The organism is Aestuariivirga litoralis (genome assembly GCF_003234965.1).
Lineage (GTDB): Bacteria > Pseudomonadota > Alphaproteobacteria > Rhizobiales > Aestuariivirgaceae > Aestuariivirga > Aestuariivirga litoralis.
Window position 1 is genome coordinate 83,796 of sequence record NZ_QKVK01000004.1, and the last position, 19,430, is coordinate 103,225.

Genomic DNA, 19,430 nt, shown 5'->3' on the forward strand with positions numbered 1-19,430 from the left:
CCTAGAAGTGGAGCTTCGCGGTGGCCCGGGTGATGCTGAACTGATAGTCGGCCTCGCCCTTCACGCGGGTATTGCCGAAGGCATCGTCGAGGGTTCCCGAGAGATCGCCCGACCAGTCCGCGGTGCCGAGATCGACCCAGAGATATTCCAGCCCGAAGCTGACATTGCTGATGCCGTATTCAAGCCCTGCGCCCGCCGTCCAGCCCCAGTTGGTAGCCTCCGTCGAGCCTTTCCATTTGGCGACATCGCCGGTGGCGAGGTCGATGGCCTTGATGGTGGCTGTCGCCTCCATGTTGCCCGCCGCCAGGCCGGCGGTGCCGTAGAGCAGGAAACCACCGGCGGCGAGGCCGGCGCGGCCGCGCAGCGTGGCGAGCCAGCTGGCATCGATGGTGGTCTTCCGCGTGGCGTTGTAGAGATCATAGTCTTCCAGCGTGGAGCGGGTGTCGCTGACGCCGAGGTAATTGAGATCAGCCTCCGCACCCACGACGAAGCGGCCCGTCTGCAGGGCATAGCCCAGCATGCCGCCGCCCATCAGGCCGGACTGGCTGCCGTCGAGCGTGTTCTTCAGCGTGTCATAGGTGTTGCCCGGATCGCGGATCGAACTGTCGAAGCTGGACTGGTTGGCGGCGATGCCGGCATTGACGCCGGCATAGAGGCCGGTCCAGTCAAAGCCGGGCGCCAGGATATCGGATGCGGCGGCGGGTGCGGCGAGAGCGATAAGCGCGGCGTGGGCCGCCAGGGTGATACGAGAGAGCACGGTGACATTCCGCGCGGCCTGCTTGCCGCTTCACCGCAGGCTAGGTGACAAAGCATTGCGCAAAGTTGAGCAGACAATGCCGCGAGCGGAAAATCCGTCGACGCGGTTCATGAAACGTAAACGGCCGCTTCGCTGCCCATCGCGGGCGGAAGCGGCCGCTGGAATGCCTGCGGGGTGCGCTGGCGCCCCGGGCGATGATCAATCGTAGAGCAGCACATAGCAGGTGCCGTAATTGGCGCCCGACTTGGTCAACTGCAGCGTGACCTGCAGTTCCTGGGTGGCCAGTACCTGCACGGCATCGGCATCGGTGCGGAACATGCCGCGCGCATTGCGCTCGTCCTGGGTGAGGGCGAAGGGATAGGCGAAGTCGATGGCCTTGTTGGCCTTCTTGACGATATTGGCCTGGACCAGGTTGACCAGCTTGTTCGACCACTGGCACGACACGGCGCCGATGTAGAAGGTGGTGGCTGCGGGTGTGAAAGTCAGCGAGCAGGTGAAGCCCGTGGTGCAGGCAAAGTCCTTGGTGGCTGTCTGGGCGGCGTGCGACGCGGTGGGAAGCGCCGCAAGAGCCGCCAGCGACAGCAGGGCAGGCCGTAGCAGGTTCATGGTAATTCTCCCAGCTTGACTGTAGTAACTTTACACGTCTGATCGCCGGGGTAACGCTGTTTTATTGGCGGCGCGTTCTACTTGTGGTGCGAGCCGGGATGTATCGCTTCAGGGGCAGGGGAAGGCACTGGAGAGGGCGGCGCCGATCACGCGGCTCGCCTCTTCCTGGCGTGCGGCCCGATGCGTGTCGATCCACTGCAGAACCAGGTTCACCAGCTGATGCTGGCTCAGCTGCGCCTGCGCACCGTCCCAGCGAAAGCCGTGCAGGGCCTCGCCGCAGTCGAAGGAATCGGCCACGCCCACGATGAAGCCGAGGCACTGGCCGGACGCCATCGGGTCCAGTGTCTTCGCGGACTGGTGGGTGCACATCCGGTAGAGCTCCTCGCCATGGAGGTGGCTTGCCGCCGCATCACCCGCGCCCCACAGCGCGAGGCCGGAAAGTGAGAGTGCAAATAGCTTGGTGGCGGGATGCATGGTGCCGGACCTCTTCGCGTCAGGCGCAGGTGTGCGCGCCGCGATCTATGTGGGGAAATCCCGAGTTGCGAATTGACCCCGGTCAAATGCCGCGCATCCGGCGCAGCAGCGACTGCGCTGCGGTGCGCCGGACCGGATGTTCAAACTGTGGAAGGGTGGCTCCCCGACCTGGACTCGAACCAGGGACCATTCGATTAACAGTCGAATGCTCTACCAACTGAGCTATCGGGGAATGTGACGGCGCCTATAGCAGACGGTTTCGGCGGGGAAAAGCACTTTCTGGGGGTGGCTGAAATTCGCCGCTGCCGCTGTGCAAAACCGTGGGTTCAGACGGTGAGGGCGGCGCGGATCGCGGCGGCGATGGCGCGCGCATCGAGCCCGGCGTCGGCATATTGTTCGGCGGGGGCGCCGTGCGCCACGAAGCGGTCGGGCAGGGTGAGGGCGCGGAACCTGGTGCGGGCGAGAAGATCGCGGCCGGCGAGGTGCTGCAGCACATGGGCCGCAAAGCCCCCTACCGCGCCGTCCTCCACCGTCACCAGCAGCGGATGGTGGCGGGCCAGACCCTCCACCAGTTCGGCGTCGAGCGGCTTGCAGAAGCGCGCGTCGGCCACGCTGGCCTCAATGCCTGCGGCGGCGAGGTCCTGTGCGGCGGCCATGACCGCTTCCAGCCTTGCGCCGAGCGACAGGATGGCGACATCGCCGCCCTCGCGCAGCAGGCGGCCGCGGCCGATGGCGAGCGGCCGGCGCTCCTGCGGGTCATCGATGCCGGAGGCCTCGCCGCGCGGATAGCGGAAGGCAATCGGACCCTCGTCATAGGCAATGGCAGTGGCCACCATGCGCCGCAGTTCGGCGGCATCGGCAGGGGCCATCACCACCATGCCCGGCAGCATCGACATGTAGCCGAGATCGAAGGAGCCGGCATGGGTGGCGCCGTCCTGCCCGACGAGCCCGGCGCGGTCGATGGCGAAGCGCACGGGCAAACGCTGCAGCGCCACGTCATGCACGACCTGGTCGAAGCCGCGCTGCAGGAAGGTGGAATAGATGGCGCAGACCGGTGTCATGCCCTCGCTCGCCAGCCCCGCGGCCAGCGTCACCGCATGCTGCTCGGCGATGCCGACGTCGAAGGTGCGGTGGGGAAAGCGCTCGGCGAAGATGTCGAGCCCGGTGCCGGATGGCATGGCGGCGGTGATGGCGACGAGCCTTTCATCACGCTCCGCGGCGGCAATCAGGCTGGCGGCGAACACCTGGGTGAAGGTGGGCGCGTTGGGTTTGGCGGTCTTGAAGGCGAAGGTGACGGGATCGAACTTCGGGACGGCGTGATAATGCTCCTTGTCGGGCGCCCGGAAGGGGTGGCCGCGGCCCTTTTCGGTGACGACGTGAATGAGGATGGGGCCGCTTTCCTCGCTGTCGCGCGCACGGCCGAGGGCCGCGAGCAGCGCATTCATGTCATGCCCGTCGACCGGACCTTCATGGCGGAAGCCAAGACCCTCGAAGACGCTCGGCAGGCGGCCCTTGCGCAGCTCCGACAAGTGGTCGTTGAGGGCACCAACGGCCGGGGCGATGGACATGCCGTTGTCGTTGAGGATGACGATCAGCCGGCTCGGCAGGCTGCCGGCATGGTTCATCGCCTCCCAGGCCATGCCGCCGGTGATGGCGCCGTCGCCGATGACGGCGATCACATGGTTGTCGCCGCCCGTCAGGTCACGTGCCAGCGCCATGCCGAGGGCGGCGGAAATGGAGGTGGAACTGTGCGCCGTGCCGAAGGGGTCATAGGCGCTCTCTTCCCGCTTGGTGAAGCCATAGAGGCCGCCGCGCTGCCGGATCGACCGGATGCGGTCGCGCCGGCCGGTGAGGATCTTGTGGGGGTAGGCCTGGTGGCTGACGTCCCAGATCAGGCGGTCGCGCGGCGTGTCGAACACGTGATGCAGCGCCACGGTCAGCTCGATCACGCCCATGCCGGCGCCGAAATGGCCGCCCGTCTCCGCCGCGGCGGCGATCACCTCCGCCCGCAATTCGTCGGCAAGGCGCGGCAGGTCGGCGGGGCTGAGCTGCCGGATGGCCTCCGGCGTGGGCGCGCGGTCAAGCAGGGGTGTCAACTTGTCCATACAGAAGACTGTAACACTCTATTGACGCCTCGCCAAGGCGGCGCGTGCGACCCGCAACCGCTGAAGTGGCATGTGGTGATGATGGCCAGTGGAACTGGCAGGAAGTGGAGGCCTCGCCCGGAATCGAACCGGGGTGCAAGGATTTGCAGTCCTCTGCGTAACCACTCCGCCACGAGGCCTTCTTTTATTTCAATGACTTATGTCTTGAGTGGTGGCCTTGTATCGCACGGAGGCCGCGCGGTGACAAGGGCCAATGTCGGGTTCCGGCACGGAAGGGGTGCGGCAGGCGACGACCGTGCGCGGCGAGGCTGCTGCGCGCTCGATCGTGATCAGCGAAACGGTGCATTTCTGCACCGCCCGGTGGACTTATCCGGCAGGCTTCGCTACACAATCATCGACACTCCGTGACTGCGCCAGAACCCAGGAAAATGATGACCGATTACACCGCCGCCCGCCTCAACATGGTCGAATCGCAGGTCCGCCCCAACGGTATCACCGACCGGCGGATCATCGCGGCGATCGAGGCGGTGGCGCGCGAGGACTTCGTGCCGGAGAGCCGGCGCCCGCTCGCCTACATGGACGAGGACGTGGCGCTCGACCCGTCCGACCGGGCGCAGGGGCCACGCGCCCTGATCGAGGTGATGGCCTTCGCGCGCATGCTGCAGCAGGCCGCCATCAAGCCCACCGACAAGGTGCTGATCGTCGGGGCGGAAACGGGCTATGGCGCCGCCGTGGTGAGCCAGATCGCCGCTTCCGTGGTGGCACTGGAATGCGACCCTGGCCTTGCCGCGCGGGCGAAGTCCAACCTTGCCGGCGCAGCCAACGTGAAGGTGGTCGAGGGGCCGCTGGCCGGTGGTGCTGCCGCCGAACAGCCGTTCGACGTGATCCTGCTCGAGGGCCGTGCCGAGGCGGTGCCGCAGGCGCTGATCGACCAGCTGGCCGATGGCGGACGCCTGATCGGCGTGGTGGGGGAACGGGAAACCTCGCATGCCTGCGTCTATTCGAGGTCGGGTGCCGCGGTTGCGGTGCGCCAGGTGTTCGATGCCTCGGTCGCGGCCCTGCCGGGATTGAAGATGAAACGGCCCGCCTTCGTGTTCTGAGGCGGGATCCTGCTGGGGTAAGTGGCGCGGTTGACGGGCGTCAGGGTTTTGGAGTGGTGGACAGATGACACGTAACCGGCTGCGGGCCTTCCTTTCTGGCGTGGCGATTTCCGCCGCGGTGGCGATGCTGGGCGCACCCGCCAACGCCGACACGCTGTTCGGCGCGATGGAGAAGGCCTACGTCACCAACCCCACGCTGAACGCTGCCCGCGCCGGCCAGCGCGCCACCGACGAACTGGTGCCGCAGGCGCTGTCCGGCTGGCGGCCGACGGTGGGGGTGCAGGCAGAGGTGGACCGCACACGCACCTCGGCGCAGGACGTGCTGATCCCGACAACGGGCGACATCGACTCCCTCGCCGTCAACAACGCCACGGGCGGCAGCGTCAGCATTCAGCTGGCCCAGCCGCTGTTCCGTGGCTTCGGGACCGTCAACAGCACCAAGGCCGCCGAGGCGCGCGTCGACGCCGGCAAGCAGAACCTGCTGGGCACCGAGCAGCAGGTGCTGTTCGATGTGGTGCAGGCCTACATGGATGTCTATGCCGGCCGCCAGTTCGTGATGCTGCGCCGCCAGGACGTTGCGGCGCTTCAGGCCCAGGTGAAGGCGGCCCGTGACCGTTTCGCGGTGGGCGAGATCACCCGCACCGACGTGGCGCAAGCCCAGGCCCGGCTGGCGGAAGCCCAGACCTTCCTCGTCAATTCGCAGACCGAACTGGCGCGGGCGGTGGCCTCCTATGTTCAGCTCATCGGCAATGAGCCGGGCAAGCTGAGTTACCCCAAGGTGGTGAACGTACCGAAGTCGCTGAAGTCGGCGCTCGACACCGCGGGTGAGATCAATCCGCAGCTGCTGGCGCAGGCCTTCGTCGAATCGGCGCGCAACAGCGACATCAAGGTGGCCTTCTCCAACCTGCTGCCGAGCGCCGACCTGGTGGTCTCTGGGTCGGCTGCAAATGACGACTTCAGCATCTCGCGCAACGAGACGAGCGTTGCACAGCTGAGCGCCCAGCTGTCCATCCCGCTCTACGAAGGCGGCCTTGTCTATTCGCAGGTGCGCCAGGCCAAGCAGCTGGCGAGCCAGAGCCGCATCCAGGTGATCGAGGTGGCGCGCGCCGTGCGCCAGGCGGTGGCCTCGTCGTGGAATGCCTATGTGGGGCTGGCGCAGATCATCAAGAACACCCGCACGCAGGTGTCTGCCGCCCAGCTGGCCTTGCAGGGTGTTCAGGCCGAATACCAGGCGGGAACCCGCACCACGCTCGACGTGCTGGACGCCCAGCGCGACCTCGTCCAGGCACAGGTGCTGCAGGTGACGGCGGAGCGCAACCGCGTGGTGACCGGCTACCAGCTGCTCGCTGCCATCGGCCACCTGACGGCGGAGGAGGTTGGCCTCAAGGTGCCAATCTACGATCCGGACGCCAACTACCAGAGGGTCCGCAACAAATGGATCGGCACCGACGTCAAAACCGTTGAATAGACAGCCCACGGATATCGACAAGACTCGCCGGCTCGCGTAATCCTTTCTGAAGGGTTAAAATTTGTGAGCCGTTTCAGGGTGGGCGACGTGACTGCAGAACCGCGAATGGAAGACCTCCTTGCCTCGATCCGCAAGGCCATCCACGAGGACATCGGGGACGTGCCGCAGGCCGGGCAGGGCAGGCTGCATGCGCCGCCACCGCCGCCCGCGGCACCCGCCCCGCGGGTGGGAGACGAACTGGCCGCCGCCGCAAGCGAGATCCAGCAGCTGCGCGAGAAGATTTCGCGTGCACGCGCCGGAAAGCCGCTGCCGCCGGTCGAGCCCGCCCAGCGCGCCGCCAGCCTGACTGCCGCGCTGCAGAACGACACCCCGCGCCGCAACTGGCGCGAACTCGAACCGCCGCCGCTGGCACCCCGCCTGCGGGGCAGCGTGATCGAGACCGAAGCGCCCAGGCCGCACCAGCCGCAGGCACCGCGGCATGGGGCCCATGTCAGCGTTCCGGCGCCCCGCCTGCCGGCCCGCGCCGAGCAGCCGGCCATCCTTTCAGGCAACTCGGCACAGGCGGTGCAGTCGGCCTTCGGCAAGCTCGCCGACTCGGTGCTGAGCCGGGCCACCAACGAGCGTTCGGTGGAAGAGGTGACGCGTGAACTGCTGCGGGTGATGCTGAAGCAGTGGCTGGATGAGAACCTGCCGGCCATGGTCGAGCGCATGGTGCGCGAGGAAATCGAGCGCGTGGCCCGCAGCGGGCGCTGACCGATCTGTCTGCCTGTTTGCCGGCCTGCCTTGAAATCGTCTTACACTCGCTTTCTAATTGAACTATCTCGGCATTTGACGTAACGTCCGGTTCGTCAACTTTAGCGAGTTTGCAGCGTTTTCCTTAACCCTTGGTCGAATTTCCCCCACAGCAGGGTGACTGGCAATGACAGCGGCACATGTTTTTCCCGATGAACGGCGTGCCCATCCGCGCCACCGGGTGTTCAAGTGGGCGAAGGCAGTCTTCAATGCCCACGGTTCGGTGGTCGACTGCGTGATGCGCGATCTCTCGGCGGGGGGCGCGCGGCTCTCCTGCGCCTCGGCGGCGCAGCTCCCGGAGCAATTCCAGCTGCTGTTCGTGGCAGAACGCGAACTGCGTGACGTGCGGGTGGCGTGGCGCAGCCTCACCGAGCTCGGCGTGCAGTTCCTGTCGCCGCCGCGCAAGGCGTTGCACCTGCTCGTCTAATCGCCCTCTCTCAAGCGTTGCGTGGCCGCGTCGGCTGGTGTTTAAGGCGCACCAACCCTTCACCATCGCTTTGGCCAGTCGCATCATGCTCGAGAAGACCTTCACGCCCGCCGAAATGGAAGCACGGCTCTATGCCGAATGGGAGGAGCGCGGCTTCTTCAAGCCCGGTGGCAAGCCCAAGGCGGAACCCTTCACCATCGTGATTCCGCCGCCCAACGTGACGGGCTCTCTGCACATGGGCCATGCGCTCAACAACACGATCCAGGACATTCTCGTCCGCTTCGAGCGCATGCGCGGCAAGGACGTGCTGTGGCAGCCGGGCACCGACCATGCCGGCATCGCCACCCAGATGGTGGTGGAGCGGCTGCTGCAGAAGGAAAACAAGACCGACCGGCGGTCGATGGGCCGTGAGGCCTTCCTGGAGCGTGTCTGGGCCTGGAAGGAAGAATCGGGTGGCACCATCTCGCGCCAGCTGCGCAGGCTCGGCGCCTCATGCGACTGGTCGCGCGAGCGCTTCACCATGGACGAGGGACTGTCGAAGGCCGTGCTCAAGGTCTTCGTGCAGCTCTACAAGGAAGGCCTGATCTACAAGGACAAGCGCCTTGTGAACTGGGATCCGAAGCTCTTGACCGCCATCTCCGACCTCGAGGTCGTGCAGAAGGAGGTGAAGGGCAATCTCTGGCACCTGCGTTATCCCATCGAGGGCAGCGATGAATTCATCGTCGTCGCCACCACGCGGCCGGAAACCATGCTTGGCGACAGCGGCGTTGCCGTGCATCCCGAGAACGAGAAGCTCAAGCATCTCATCGGCAAGATGGTGCGCCTGCCGCTGGTCGGCCGCCTGATCCCCATCGTCGGCGACGATTATGCCGACCCGGAGAAGGGCACCGGTGCCGTCAAGATCACGCCCGCCCATGACTTCAACGACTTCGACGTGGGCAAGCGCAACGAGCTGCGCCAGATCAACGTGCTCGACCAGTTCGGCAAGATCCTGATCGCGGGCAACGCCGATTTCCTCGAGGCTGCCGATGTTCCGGCCGAGACCATGGCGCTCAATGGCCTCGACCGCTTCGAGGCGAGGAAGCGCATCGTCGAGATGTTCGAGGCGCAGGGGCTGCTGGACAAGATCGAGCCGCACACCAACCAGGTGCCGCATGGCGACCGCTCCGACGTCGTCATCGAGCCGTGGCTGACCGAGCAGTGGTACGTGAATGCCGCCGAGCTCGCCAAGCCCGCCATCGCCGCGGTGGAGAAGGGCGAGACCAGCTTCGTGCCGAAGAACTGGGAGAAGACCTATTACGAGTGGATGCGCAACATCCAGCCCTGGTGCATTTCGCGCCAGCTGTGGTGGGGCCACCAGATCCCGGCGTGGTATGCACCCGACGGCACGGTCTTCGTCGAGGAGACGGAAGCGCAGGCCATGGCCGAGGCGGAACGCCACTTCGGCATGCCCGTGAAGCTGACGCGTGACGAGGACGTGCTCGACACCTGGTTTTCCTCCGCCCTCTGGCCGTTCTCGACGCTGGGCTGGCCCGAGGAGACGCCGGAGCTGAAGCGCCATTACAAGACGGACGTGCTCGTCACCGGCTTCGACATCATCTTCTTCTGGGTCGCCCGCATGATGATGATGGGCCTGCACTTCATGAAGGAAGTGCCGTTCCACACCGTCTACATCCACGCCCTGGTCCGCGACGAGAAGGGCCAGAAGATGTCGAAGTCCAAGGGCAACGTCATCGACCCGCTTGAGCTGATCGACGCCTATGGTGCGGATGCGCTGCGCTTCACGCTGGCTGCCATGGCGGCACAGGGCCGCGACATCAAGCTCGCCAAGGCGCGTGTCGAGGGTTACCGCAACTTCGGTACCAAGCTGTGGAATGCCGCGCGCTTCGCCGAGATGAACGGCGTCACGCATGACCCGAATTATGATCCGCTCGCCGCGCGCGTGACCGTCAACCGCTGGATCGCGGGCGAGACGGCGCGCACCGAGGCGAAGGTTCGCCAGGCACTCGACGAATACAAGTTCAATGAGGCGGCAGGGGCCCTCTACCAGTTCGTCTGGAACGTGTTCTGCGACTGGTATCTCGAGCTGATCAAGCCGATCCTCACCGGCACGGACGAAGCCGCCAAGGCCGAGACGCGCGCCACCACGGCCTGGGTGATCGACCAGATCCTGCTGCTGCTTCACCCCTTCATGCCCTTCGTGACGGAAGAACTCTGGCAGCAGACGGGCAGCCGCAAGCAGTGGCTGATCGCCTCCGACTGGCCCACCTACAAGGGCCTCGGCGATGCCAGGGCCGATGCCGAGATGGAGTGGGTGATCCGCTTCATTTCCGAGGTGCGCTCGGTGAGGGCCGAGATGAACGTGCCGGCGGGCGCCAAGATCGGCTGCGTGCTGGTTTCCGCCAACAGCGAGACGCGCCGCCGGGCCGATGCCTGGGAGAACGAGATCATGCGGCTGGCCCGCCTGTCCTCGATCGGCTTCGAGGACTCCGTGCCCAAGGCCTCCGCCCAGATCGTTCTTGACGAGGCCACAGTGGCACTGCCGCTCGAGGGCGTCATCGACTTCGCCGCCGAGAAGGCGCGGCTGGCCAAGGAACTCGAGAAGATCGCCAAGGACAGTGCCGCCATCGACGGCCGCCTCAACAATCCCGGCTTCGTCGCCAAGGCGCCTCCGGAAGTGCTGGAGGAAAGCCGCGAACGCAAGGCGGAACTGGAGGCGCGCAAGGCCAAGGTGGACGAGGCGCTGGCGCGATTGGGGTAGGCCTCGCGACATGATCCTGAGCAGCCGGATCGAAACGCCCATCGGCCCTCTCGTGCTTCTCGCGCGGGAGGGCATTTTGCTGATGCTGGAATTCGATGATGGAGGCCCGCGCATCAAGCGCGAGATGACGGCGCGCTTCGGGAGCGTGGAGCATCAGCCCACGGAGGATCCCTTCGGCCTTGCCTCACGCGTGCGGGCCTATTTCGCGGGCGATCTCCCGGCCATAGACGGCATCGAGACCGATGGTGGGGGAACGGAGTTCCAGCGCCGTGTCTGGGCGGAGCTCAGGCGCATTCCGACGAGCGTCACGATCTCCTATGGCGAGTTGGCCCGGCGTCTGGGCGACGTCAAGGCCACGCGCGCGGTTGGCCTTGCCAATGGCCGCAATCCCATCGCCGTCGTCGTGCCTTGCCACAGGGTGATCGGGGCGGATGGATCGCTGACCGGCTATGGCGGCGGGGTTGACCGCAAGCGCTGGTTGCTGGTGCATGAGGGTGCGCTGCTGGACGTCTGACCGCCGGCGCGCTGCCTTGCGGCATTCACCAATATCCCACGCCTTGTGCTTCGCCTAAGAGCCCGGTGGAAGCGACCAACACGGGACATCCTCAACATGCGCAGAGTTCAGCTTGCCGCCATCGCGGCCGTTTCGGCCTTCACCTTCATGGCGTCACCGGCCGAGGCCGTGGTCTATTGCAAATATGTCGGCGTGCCGAAGGGGTGTGTTGCCAAGCCGGGTGTCGTCTACCGCCCGGCCCCGGTGGCGGGCGTCAACACGCCCGTCAATCGCGGCGGCCCGGTGAACCGGGTGGGGCGGCGCTGAGCCACAGGAAAAGGGCGGCCCCTGCGGCCGCCCTCTTTCGTCAGGGAACGAGTTCGAAATCGCCCGGTTTCCAGCTCTTGTCGAACCACGGCTCCAGCGGACCATAGAGCCGGAGCAGCGTGTTCCAGCCCTTGCCGGGCATGGTCTGCACCCAGTTGCCCTCATGGCCCTTGGGCGGGGTGGGGCCGAACCAGACGGTGGCGGACCCGTCGTCGTTCATCTTCAGATCCTTTGACGTGCTGTCGACGCCGGCCAGCTTCTGGTCGGTTTCGAGGAGCGAGCGCGTCTGGTTGGAGTAGACGGTGAAGGACCAGAAATTGTTCATCGGGATGGGGCCGGGGAGCGTGATCTTGTAGGTCTTTGAGCCGTCGAGATAATTGCCGTCCTTGTCGCGGAAGGCCGCGGCATAGGCCGAGCCCGTGCCGGGCTTCGCATCCGCCATCGCGGGCGTGATGCCGGTGGCATAGTAGAAGAAGGTCGAGCGCACGTTGAGCATCAGCTCCGCGCCGTCCATGAACAGGTAGCTGCCGCCGACGAAGGGCGTGATCCACTGGCGGTCCGGATAGATGAAGACGCGCTTGTCCGATGGCACCCAGAGGAACGAGCGCGCGGCGGCATTGCCGAGCGCCACGGCATCGGTGAGGATCTTGGTCGTCCGGTCATCGGGGTTGAAGGGCTGGCCCTTCCTGATGCCGATGGCGGAGAACAGGCCGACGGTTTCCGGCTCGACGAAATCGGCGGGCTCGTTCTGCACCACCTTGTCGAGTTCGCTGAAGAACTCGAACGTGTTGCCGCTGATGGTGTTGAACTGCTGGCCCGAGGTGTTGACGAAGGTGGTGGCGGGCGGCTTGGCGAAATCGGCCAGGGGATAGACCTTCGCCGTGGCCTTGGCGGCATCGACCGCGCCCTTCAGGTCCCCGTCCTTCACGAAGATGCGGTAGAACATGACCAGACGGTTGGTCCTTGGCTTCACCACGTGGAAACCGAAGGGCGGGACCGGACCCTCATAGCCGGGCGGCAGGAAGAGGTAGCGCCCGCCGCGTCCCTGGTCAGGTCCGGTCAGGCCCAGATCGGTGACCCAGCGGAAATAGGCATCGTCTACCGGCCCGAGCACGCCGGGGGGCACCTCGACCACCATGGGACCGGCATTGAGATTGAGGCAGCTGAAGACATAGGGCGTGGTCGTGTTGGGGGTGAGGAAGAGCGTGCGCGCGTCCATCAGGTCTTCGGTGATGCCGATGCCCTGGTTCTCCTTGACGCCCGCGGAGTCGAGGCCGTTGCAGATCGCCCAGACCGAGGTGGCGGGCATGCCCTTCATGAAGCTCTCGATGCCGCGGCCGAGGAGGAGCTGGTCGAGCGCCAGCTGCACCGTCTTGTCATCCGGGGCGCCGTCCTTGAAGTGGAGCGTGCCGACGCTGGTTTCGACCTTGTCGGGCGTGAGGATCGATGGCGGTGGATTGGCCTGGAACTTGGGCGCGTCTGCCATGGCGCTCGCCGCAGCCATGCTCATGAGGGCTGCGGTGGCCAGAAGCTTCAATCCTGCACGTACCATGAGTGTCTCCTGTGTGACCGGGAGACAACCGTAACATGCAAATCGGATGTCGGAATACCCCTTTCGCGACCGATCAGCCTGCCGCCTTCACCGTCTTTCGGTTGCGCAGCACGTGCTCGTGGGCGCCGTCGTAAAGGGCGGAGTCGCGGAAGTCATGGGCATCGAGCACGTGCCCGACGAGGATCAGCGCGGTGCGGGTGAGCTTCGCTTCGCGCACCTTCCTGGCGATGGTCGAGAGCGTGCCACGGATGATCATCTGGTCCGGCCAGGTGATGCGATAGGCGACGACCACCGGGCAGTCGGCGCCATAATGCGGCGTCAGGGCGCGCTCGATGTAGCCGAGATTGCGGATCGAGAGGTGGATGGCAAGCGTCGCCTTCGAGCGGCCCAGCTCTTCCAGCATTTCGCCTTCCGGCATGGAGGAGGACTGCATGGCGGTGCGGGTGAGGATCACCGTCTGTGCGATCTCGGGCAGCGTGAACTCGGTCTTGAGTTCGGCGGCGGCCGCCGCGAAGGCGGGAACGCCCGGCGTCACGTCGTAAGGAATACCGAGCTTCTCGAGGCGGCGGATCTGCTCGGCGATGGCGCCATAGAGCGAGGGATCGCCCGAGTGGACGCGCGCCACGTCATGGCCCCTGGCATGGGCGTCCGCGATCTCGGCGATGATTTCGTCGAGCGTCAAGGGAGCGGTGTCGATGACGCGCGCACCCTCCGGTGCCGCCTTGACGATCTCCTCCGGCACCAGCGAACCGGCATAGAGGCAGACGGGGCAGGACTGGATGCGCTTCAGCCCGCGCACCGTGATCAAGTCGGGTGCGCCGGGGCCGGCGCCGATGAAGTGGACGGTCATTCCGCTGCCTCTCTCTTCCTGGCATAGCCGCGCGGCGTATAGGCGTAGGTCCTGCCGTCGCCGCGGGTGAAACACTTGGATTGCGACGAGCCGACCATCACCAGCGTGAGCATGTCGACGTCGTCGGGGTTGAAGTCTGCAAAGCGCACGATCCTCACCTTCTCCTCTGGGCGGCCGAGGTTGGAGGCGATGACGACCGGCGTATCTGCCGGACGGTGACCCTTGAGGATCGCGAAGGCACGCTCCAGCTGGTCGCGGCGCTTGAGCGAACGCGGATTGTAGAAGGAGATGACGAAGTCGCCCTCGGCCGCGCCATGAAGCCGCTTCTCGATCGCCTCCCACGGGGTGAGGAGGTCGGAGAGCGAGATGCAGCAGAAGTCATGGCCGATCATCGCGCCCGCCTTGGCGGCCGCGGCCTGGAAGGCGGAGATGCCGGGGATGACATTGACCGCGATGCGCGCGGGTTCGAGGTCGATCACCTCGTAGACCAGCGCCGCCATGGCATAGATGCCCGCATCGCCGGAACAGACGAGGGCCACTTCCTTGCCCTGCTTCGCCAGCTCGATCGCATGGCGCACGCGGTCTTCCTCGCCGCCCAGCGGGAAGCGGTGTTCCTGCTGACCGGAGCTCAAATCCGCCACGAGGTCGAGATAGAGGCCGTAGCCCACCCAGTCGGTCGATGCTTCGAGGGCCGCACGCGCGGCGGGCGCCCGCCAGTCCGGCGTGCCGGGGCCGATGCCCACGACATGGACGATGCCGCGGGGTTGGCCGGGCAAATCGAGGATGGGCTGCGGTGCCTTCGCGATGGCGCAGGTACCCCGGGCCGAGCGGGTCTTCTCGACGATGAGGTCGGATGAGGTGCCTGCAGCGGCAAGGGCCGCGGCCTCCGCAACGCCGGCGACGCCCACTTCCTTCGCCACGATCTCCGAGGGGTTCCTGAGGCGCGGCGTTTCCCTTGCGAGGTCATCAGCGGTGAAGAAGCGCGCCGGCACGCCGAAATGCATGGCGACGGCATGGATCGCCGCCTCGTCCGACTTGAGGTCGATCGACGCGACGGCGGCGAGCGAGGCGGGTGACAGTCCTGCGTCAGTCAGCACCTTCTCGGCCAGCGCAATCAGTTCGGAGGCTTCGGCATGGCGTTCGCAGCCTAGACCCATGACGAGGGTCTTCGGATGATAGACCAGGGTGGTCTTCGCACCTTCGATGCGCTGCTCGGTCACGGCGAGCGTGACGGCATCCGGCCCGTCGGCATAGGTCGCGGCGGGGAAGGGGTTGAGCGTGCCCTCCAGCGCGAGGGGTGCACCGTTGAGCAGCGCGGCAGTGGCAGGCTTCATCTCCTGCGGGTTGGCGAGGACGAAGCCGGGCGCGGGATCATCCAGCGCGAAGCCGAAACGCACGTCGCTCGCCGTGGTGACGGCGGCATAGCCGCCGGTGAGCTTAGCGATGCGGCGGGCAAGCTCATTTGCGCCATGATGGCCGCCCAGCAGCGGCACGACGGAGGAGCCGTCCTCCGCCAGCGCAATGACGGGCGGCTCGCTGCGCTTGTCATGAAGCTGAGCCGCAACGGCGCGGATGATGATGCCGGCAGCGCAGAGGCCGATGATGCTTCTGCCTTGCGCGAAGAGTTGTGCGAAATGCGCCGTGGCCTTGGCGTAGGTGACGTCGCCGCCCGACACGCATTGGGGCGTGTGTATTTCGGCGTCGAGCGGACCCTTGAGCTTCTGCGCCAGTGGCAGGGCGGAGGCGCCCAGCACGAGGAGGACGGGCTTCACCATGCTTCGGTGCCTGCATAGACGAGGATGGAGGAGAAATAGGGCAATGTATCTTCCGTGATGTCGAGGAGCGGTGTGACCACCTCGTCCTCATGCGTGGCATTGATGATGACGCGGGCGCGGGACGAGAGATCCAGCAGCCCCAGGATGTTGCGCACCTTCGCGAGGTGGCGGCCCACCTTGATGAGGACGGCACTCTCCGCCGTCATCAGTTCCTCGCGCAGCCGGTCCTCGGGGAGGGTGGCGGGCAGCACCTTCACCACCTCGTTGCGCGCCGAGAGCGGGCGGCGGAGAGAAGCGGCCGACGCCGTCATGGAGGTGACGCCGGGCACGATGGCGCAGGGGTAGTCATGCGCCAGCCGCGCGAAGAGATACATGAAGCTGCCGTAGAAGAACGGGTCGCCCTCGCAGAGCATGACGACGTCACGGCCCTGCTTCAGGTGTTCGGCGATGGCTGCGGCACCTGCGTCATAGGCCTTCTCGCCCGGTTCGCGCTCCACCCGCATCGGCATGTCGATGACGAGGTGCTGGGCGGTGGCGGGGATGTAGCCCTTCGCAATGTCACGCGCGGTTGAGTCCTTGCCGTTGGCGGCGAGGTAGGCGACGACGCCCGCGTTGGAGATGAGCCGCGCGGCCTTGACCGTGAGCAGTTCCGGGTCACCGGGGCCGACCCCGACGCCATGCAGGATTCCAAGCTTGCTTACCATGATTTCTGTGCCCGCCACTGGGTGACGGCCATGCGCGGCCGGAGCGCCCGCAGGCGACCCACATGGGTGAGGTTGGACACCTCCATGCGCATGATGTCGCCGCCGTGTTTCTCGTGCAGGTCGTAGAGGTGGAGTTCGCCCTCGATGGTGACGACATTGGCCACCAGCGTGCCGCCGGGCTTCAGTGCGGCCCAGGCACCCTCGAAGACGCCGGGCAGCCAGATGCCGCCGCCGATGAAGACGGCATCGGGTGCTGGTTGTCCCGCATAGGTGGCCGGAACCTCGCCAGCGACCACCTTGAGGCGCGGTGCACCGAGGGCGTCCATGTTGGTGGCGATCATGCCCAGGCGCCCGGCATCATGCTCGAAGGCGACGGCCATGCAGCCGCGTGCGGCGCGCATCCATTCGATGGAAATCGAGCCGCAGCCCGCGCCCACGTCCCACAACAGCCGGTCGGGCGAGGGGGCGAGGGCCGCGAGAGTCGCAGCGCGCACCTCGCGCTTGGTGAGCTGGCCGTCATGGACGAAGGCATCGTCGGGCAAGCCTGCGAGGCGGGAAAGGACCTTCGCGCCGGGGGATGCGATGCAGTTGATGGCGAGCGTGTTGAGGTCCGAGAAGTCGGTCGGCGGGATGGCGTCGGCGGTGAAGTGCGACTGGGCCTGGCGGTCACCGCCCATGTTCTCGAGGACGGTGATCACGGACTTGCCAAAGCCGCGTGCGGCCAGGCGGCGGGCGACTTCAGGGATCGTGGTGCGATCCGCCGTGAGCACCAGGAGGCGCGTATCTGGCTGGATGAAGGGTTCGAGATGTGCGGCATCACGACCGTGCAATGTCAGCGCATCGCAATCGGGGAGTGACCAGCCCATGCGCGACGCCGCAAGCGAGAAGGCGGAGAGGCCGGGGATGATTTCCATCTCCGGGAAGGGGATGAACTCCATGAGCTTGCGCGCCACGCCATAGTTGAGCGGATCGCCCGTCGCGAGGACGACGGTACGGCGGCCGGCAAGTGGCCTGATGCGGTCGACCACTGCCGAGAAGGGCTGCGGCCATTCGTGTATGTCGGCACCCACCGTCTCGGGCAGGAAACCCAGGAGGCGGGCCGAGCCGACGATCGCCTCGGCATTCTCGATGATCGTGCGGGCGCGGGGCGACAGGCCTTCCCACCCGTCCTCGCCCATGCCGATGATGGTGAGCCACTTGCTCATTGTGCCCCCCGCATCAGCGCGTTGATGACGGAGGCGGCCATGGCGGAACCGCCGCGGCGGCCGAGGAGCGTGGCGTGGGGAATGCCGCGCGGGTTGGCGTGGAGTTCGTCCTTCGACTCCGCGGCCCCCACGAAACCGACGGGGAAGCCGACTATTGCCGCGGGCTTCGGTGCGCCCGCATCGATCATCTCGAGCAGCGCGAAGAGGGCGGTGGGCGCGTTGCCGATGACGGCGACGCTGCCTGCGAGATGCGGGCGCCAGAGTTCCACGGCGGCGGCGGACCGGGTGTTGCCGGTGGCAAGGCCGATCTCGCGGGCCCGGGGGTCATTCAGCGTGCAGATGACGTTAAGCTGCTTGTCGATGATGCCGTGGCGGACCATCTCGGCATCGACGAGAATGGGCCTGCCGGCCGCGATTGCCGCCTGTGCGGCCGTCACGAAATCGGGCGAGATGCGCAGGTCCGCCGCGATCTCGGGCATGCCGCAGGCGTGGATGATCCGCGTGGCAATGGGTTCCGCGTCCGCCGGAAGGCGCGAGAGATCCGCTTCGGAACGGATGATCTCGAAAGAGTGCCGGTAGATGGCGGCGGGATCGCGGAGGTAGTCGATCACTTCTTAAGCATGCTCTTCGGGCCGAGCGGATGATCGGCATGGGGATAGGGTGCATGGGTGTGGTCATGCCCGTGATCGTGGCTGTGGCCATGGTCGTGGCCGTGATGGTGGTGGCCATCCTCGCCATGATGGTGGTGATGCGCGGGGCCGGAGAGGATCTTGGTGGCGTCGACCGCCAGCACGGCCTCCTTCTTTCTCTTCGGAGCCGTCTTGCACATCTGGTTGCACACGCCGTCGCAATATTCGCAGTCGGCGGAGGTGCCGATGCCTTCGACGTGGTGGTGGTGGCTTTCCTGGACGGCGCCGACCTCCGCCTCGAAGCCCAGAACCTGGGTGCGGTACTTGCACATCTGGCAGTTCATGGCGATGTCGCCGGTGAGGATCTGCTCGATCCGTTCCTCGAAGGTGGCGATGACCTGGGGATGGTCGTTCAGGTAGGGCGCCTTGACGAACTCGATCTCCGGGTGGCGCGCGGCCACGGCGTCTGTCGCATCATAGATGCGGTCGACGAGGATGCCGGTGAAGAGGAAATAGGGGAAGACGATGATGCGCTTGTAGCCCAGCCGTGCCGCATGCTCGAGGCCGGGTTCGACCAGCGGGAAGGTGACGCCGGAATAGGCCGTCTCGGCCCAGCCGAAGCCGAAGCCTTCCCACAACAGGCGCGTGACCTTGGCGACGTTGGAATTGGCGTCCGGGTCGGACGCGCCGCGGCCGACGACGACCAGCAGCGTCTCGTGCTTCGCAACACCGGGGCCCGCCTTGTCCAGCGCCTCCTGCACGCGGTCACCCGCAGCGCGCATCATCTTGGGGTCGATGCCGAGTTCCTTGCCATAGTCGATGCGGAGGTCATTGGCCGCTGCATAGGTGTTGAGGACGGACGGGATGTCGTTCTTGGCGTGGCCCGCGGCAAACAGCATGCCGGGCACGGCCAGCACGCGCGTCACCCCTTGTGCCTTCAGGCTGTCGAGGCCGGTGCGGATGATGGGGGTGGCGAATTCGAGATAGCCGTATTCGACCGGATACTGCGGCAGGCGCTTCTTCAGGTGCTCGGAGAGCACGGCGAATTCCTTCACCGCATCCTTGTCGCGGCTGCCGTGGCCGCACAGCATCACACCCAGTTTTTCCGCCATTGGTCCTGCCTTCCAGCTCATAGCGCGCCCCCGGGCGAGGCCCGGTCCGGAAGACAGCTTCCGTCTTGGCCCCGCGATTGGGTCGGCCGCACCGGAATGTGCTTTCAGTCCCGTCTCTGGGGACGCTGCGAGGGGGTGTTCTAGCCGCGTGGCGGGGGTGGGACAAGCACGTTTGCGGCATCGGACGGTGAAGGGCGTCATGGAGACGGCCACTTATCCTCATCTTCGCCGGGCTTGTCCCGGCGATCCTTTCTGGCGACAGCAAAAGGATGCCCTGGACAAGCCCGGGCATG

General features: G+C 66.2%; 18 protein-coding genes and 2 tRNA genes. 7 read left to right on the forward strand and 13 right to left on the reverse strand.

What is annotated here, in order from left to right; all coding sequences use genetic code 11:
- Nucleotide 1 precedes the first annotated feature (1 nt).
- From DK847_RS10145 to DK847_RS10170, 6 genes are all read right to left on the reverse strand, one after another.
- Entirely contained in the window at nt 2–757 is a 756-nt protein-coding gene (locus DK847_RS10145; protein ID WP_111198321.1) for an outer membrane protein, read from the reverse strand.
- 198 nt (nt 758–955) lie between these two features.
- On the reverse strand, nt 956–1,363 hold the full coding sequence (locus tag DK847_RS10150; RefSeq protein WP_111198323.1) for a hypothetical protein: 408 nt from the start codon (nt 1,361–1,363) through the stop codon (nt 956–958).
- Nucleotides 1,364–1,471: 108 nt separating this feature from the next.
- A complete protein-coding gene (locus tag DK847_RS10155) occupies nt 1,472–1,837 on the reverse strand; it encodes a Rap1a/Tai family immunity protein (RefSeq protein WP_111198325.1) in 366 nt (121 codons plus the stop codon).
- Nucleotides 1,838–1,993: 156 nt separating this feature from the next.
- Nucleotides 1,994–2,069, reverse strand: a tRNA-Asn gene (locus DK847_RS10160).
- Between the two features lie 94 nt (nt 2,070–2,163).
- On the reverse strand, nt 2,164–3,942 hold the full coding sequence (locus DK847_RS10165) for a 1-deoxy-D-xylulose-5-phosphate synthase (RefSeq protein WP_111198327.1): 1,779 nt from the start codon (nt 3,940–3,942) through the stop codon (nt 2,164–2,166).
- A gap of 105 nt (nt 3,943–4,047) precedes the next feature.
- Nucleotides 4,048–4,121 (reverse strand) — tRNA-Cys (locus DK847_RS10170).
- Nucleotides 4,122–4,373: 252 nt separating this feature from the next.
- Here DK847_RS10170 and DK847_RS10175 point away from each other — a divergent pair.
- From DK847_RS10175 to DK847_RS10205, 7 genes are all read left to right on the forward strand, one after another.
- Nucleotides 4,374–5,042 carry a protein-L-isoaspartate O-methyltransferase family protein gene (locus tag DK847_RS10175; RefSeq protein ID WP_111198660.1) on the forward strand — a complete coding sequence of 223 codons (669 nt, stop codon included), beginning with the start codon at nt 4,374–4,376 and terminating at the stop codon, nt 5,040–5,042.
- Between the two features lie 64 nt (nt 5,043–5,106).
- Nucleotides 5,107–6,510, forward strand: a complete 1,404-nt coding sequence (locus tag DK847_RS10180; RefSeq protein ID WP_111198329.1) for a TolC family outer membrane protein — start codon at nt 5,107–5,109, stop codon at nt 6,508–6,510.
- A 105-nt stretch (nt 6,511–6,615) separates the two neighbouring features.
- Nucleotides 6,616–7,263 (forward strand): DUF2497 domain-containing protein, encoded by a 648-nt coding sequence (locus DK847_RS10185; RefSeq protein ID WP_111198331.1) that lies wholly within the window; start codon nt 6,616–6,618, stop codon nt 7,261–7,263.
- Between the two features lie 166 nt (nt 7,264–7,429).
- Nucleotides 7,430–7,729: a PilZ domain-containing protein gene (locus tag DK847_RS10190; protein ID WP_111198333.1), complete on the forward strand. Its 300-nt coding sequence runs from the start codon at nt 7,430–7,432 to the stop codon at nt 7,727–7,729.
- An 85-nt stretch (nt 7,730–7,814) separates the two neighbouring features.
- Nucleotides 7,815–10,490: a valine--tRNA ligase gene (locus DK847_RS10195; protein ID WP_111198334.1), complete on the forward strand. Its 2,676-nt coding sequence runs from the start codon at nt 7,815–7,817 to the stop codon at nt 10,488–10,490.
- 10 nt (nt 10,491–10,500) lie between these two features.
- Nucleotides 10,501–11,004 carry a methylated-DNA--[protein]-cysteine S-methyltransferase gene (locus DK847_RS10200; RefSeq protein ID WP_111198336.1) on the forward strand — a complete coding sequence of 168 codons (504 nt, stop codon included), beginning with the start codon at nt 10,501–10,503 and terminating at the stop codon, nt 11,002–11,004.
- A gap of 96 nt (nt 11,005–11,100) precedes the next feature.
- Complete coding sequence (locus DK847_RS10205; RefSeq protein ID WP_111198338.1) at nt 11,101–11,310, forward strand: hypothetical protein; 210 nt, start codon at nt 11,101–11,103, stop codon at nt 11,308–11,310.
- Between the two features lie 40 nt (nt 11,311–11,350).
- Here DK847_RS10205 and DK847_RS10210 read toward each other — a convergent pair whose 3' ends face one another.
- The 7 genes from DK847_RS10210 to DK847_RS10240 all read right to left on the reverse strand — a co-directional run bounded on the left by DK847_RS10210 (nt 11,351) and on the right by DK847_RS10240 (nt 19,137).
- Entirely contained in the window at nt 11,351–12,862 is a 1,512-nt protein-coding gene (locus DK847_RS10210; protein WP_111198339.1) for a DUF1254 domain-containing protein, read from the reverse strand.
- 73 nt (nt 12,863–12,935) lie between these two features.
- Nucleotides 12,936–13,712 carry a precorrin-4 C(11)-methyltransferase gene (gene cobM / locus DK847_RS10215; protein WP_111198341.1) on the reverse strand — a complete coding sequence of 259 codons (777 nt, stop codon included), beginning with the start codon at nt 13,710–13,712 and terminating at the stop codon, nt 12,936–12,938.
- Nucleotides 13,709–15,487: a precorrin-3B C(17)-methyltransferase gene (gene cobJ, locus DK847_RS10220; protein WP_111198343.1), complete on the reverse strand. Its 1,779-nt coding sequence runs from the start codon at nt 15,485–15,487 to the stop codon at nt 13,709–13,711. The genes cobM and cobJ overlap by 4 nt, the downstream gene beginning before the upstream one ends.
- Nucleotides 15,481–16,191 (reverse strand): precorrin-2 C(20)-methyltransferase, encoded by a 711-nt coding sequence (gene cobI, locus DK847_RS10225; RefSeq protein ID WP_111198344.1) that lies wholly within the window; start codon nt 16,189–16,191, stop codon nt 15,481–15,483. The genes cobJ and cobI overlap by 7 nt, the downstream gene beginning before the upstream one ends.
- On the reverse strand, nt 16,185–17,396 hold the full coding sequence (cbiE, locus tag DK847_RS10230; protein WP_111198346.1) for a precorrin-6y C5,15-methyltransferase (decarboxylating) subunit CbiE: 1,212 nt from the start codon (nt 17,394–17,396) through the stop codon (nt 16,185–16,187). The genes cobI and cbiE overlap by 7 nt, the downstream gene beginning before the upstream one ends.
- Nucleotides 17,393–18,007, reverse strand: coding sequence for a precorrin-8X methylmutase (locus DK847_RS10235; RefSeq protein ID WP_111198348.1), 615 nt, complete (start codon nt 18,005–18,007; stop codon nt 17,393–17,395). The genes cbiE and DK847_RS10235 overlap by 4 nt, the downstream gene beginning before the upstream one ends.
- Nucleotides 18,004–19,137: a sirohydrochlorin chelatase gene (locus DK847_RS10240; protein ID WP_111198349.1), complete on the reverse strand. Its 1,134-nt coding sequence runs from the start codon at nt 19,135–19,137 to the stop codon at nt 18,004–18,006. The genes DK847_RS10235 and DK847_RS10240 overlap by 4 nt, the downstream gene beginning before the upstream one ends.
- Between the last annotated feature and the right edge of the window lie 293 nt (nt 19,138–19,430).

What these genes read in the sequence shown, in the direction of transcription:
- DK847_RS10150 (WP_111198323.1), bottom strand. Translation starts at nt 1,363, where the DNA reads ATGAACCTGCTACGGCCTGCCCTGCTGTCGCTGGCGGCTCTTGCGGCG.
- DK847_RS10155 (WP_111198325.1), bottom strand. Translation starts at nt 1,837, where the DNA reads ATGCATCCCGCCACCAAGCTATTTGCACTCTCACTTTCCGGCCTCGCG.
- DK847_RS10165 (WP_111198327.1), bottom strand. Translation starts at nt 3,942, where the DNA reads ATGGACAAGTTGACACCCCTGCTTGACCGCGCGCCCACGCCGGAGGCC.
- DK847_RS10175 (WP_111198660.1), top strand. Translation starts at nt 4,374, where the DNA reads ATGACCGATTACACCGCCGCCCGCCTCAACATGGTCGAATCGCAGGTC.
- DK847_RS10180 (WP_111198329.1), top strand. Translation starts at nt 5,107, where the DNA reads ATGACACGTAACCGGCTGCGGGCCTTCCTTTCTGGCGTGGCGATTTCC.
- DK847_RS10185 (WP_111198331.1), top strand. Translation starts at nt 6,616, where the DNA reads ATGGAAGACCTCCTTGCCTCGATCCGCAAGGCCATCCACGAGGACATC.
- DK847_RS10190 (WP_111198333.1), top strand. Translation starts at nt 7,430, where the DNA reads ATGACAGCGGCACATGTTTTTCCCGATGAACGGCGTGCCCATCCGCGC.
- DK847_RS10195 (WP_111198334.1), top strand. Translation starts at nt 7,815, where the DNA reads ATGCTCGAGAAGACCTTCACGCCCGCCGAAATGGAAGCACGGCTCTAT.
- DK847_RS10200 (WP_111198336.1), top strand. Translation starts at nt 10,501, where the DNA reads ATGATCCTGAGCAGCCGGATCGAAACGCCCATCGGCCCTCTCGTGCTT.
- DK847_RS10205 (WP_111198338.1), top strand. Translation starts at nt 11,101, where the DNA reads ATGCGCAGAGTTCAGCTTGCCGCCATCGCGGCCGTTTCGGCCTTCACC.
- DK847_RS10210 (WP_111198339.1), bottom strand. Translation starts at nt 12,862, where the DNA reads ATGGTACGTGCAGGATTGAAGCTTCTGGCCACCGCAGCCCTCATGAGC.
- cobM (WP_111198341.1), bottom strand. Translation starts at nt 13,712, where the DNA reads ATGACCGTCCACTTCATCGGCGCCGGCCCCGGCGCACCCGACTTGATC.
- cobJ (WP_111198343.1), bottom strand. Translation starts at nt 15,487, where the DNA reads ATGGTGAAGCCCGTCCTCCTCGTGCTGGGCGCCTCCGCCCTGCCACTG.
- cobI (WP_111198344.1), bottom strand. Translation starts at nt 16,191, where the DNA reads ATGGTAAGCAAGCTTGGAATCCTGCATGGCGTCGGGGTCGGCCCCGGT.
- cbiE (WP_111198346.1), bottom strand. Translation starts at nt 17,396, where the DNA reads ATGAGCAAGTGGCTCACCATCATCGGCATGGGCGAGGACGGGTGGGAA.
- DK847_RS10240 (WP_111198349.1), bottom strand. Translation starts at nt 19,137, where the DNA reads ATGGCGGAAAAACTGGGTGTGATGCTGTGCGGCCACGGCAGCCGCGAC.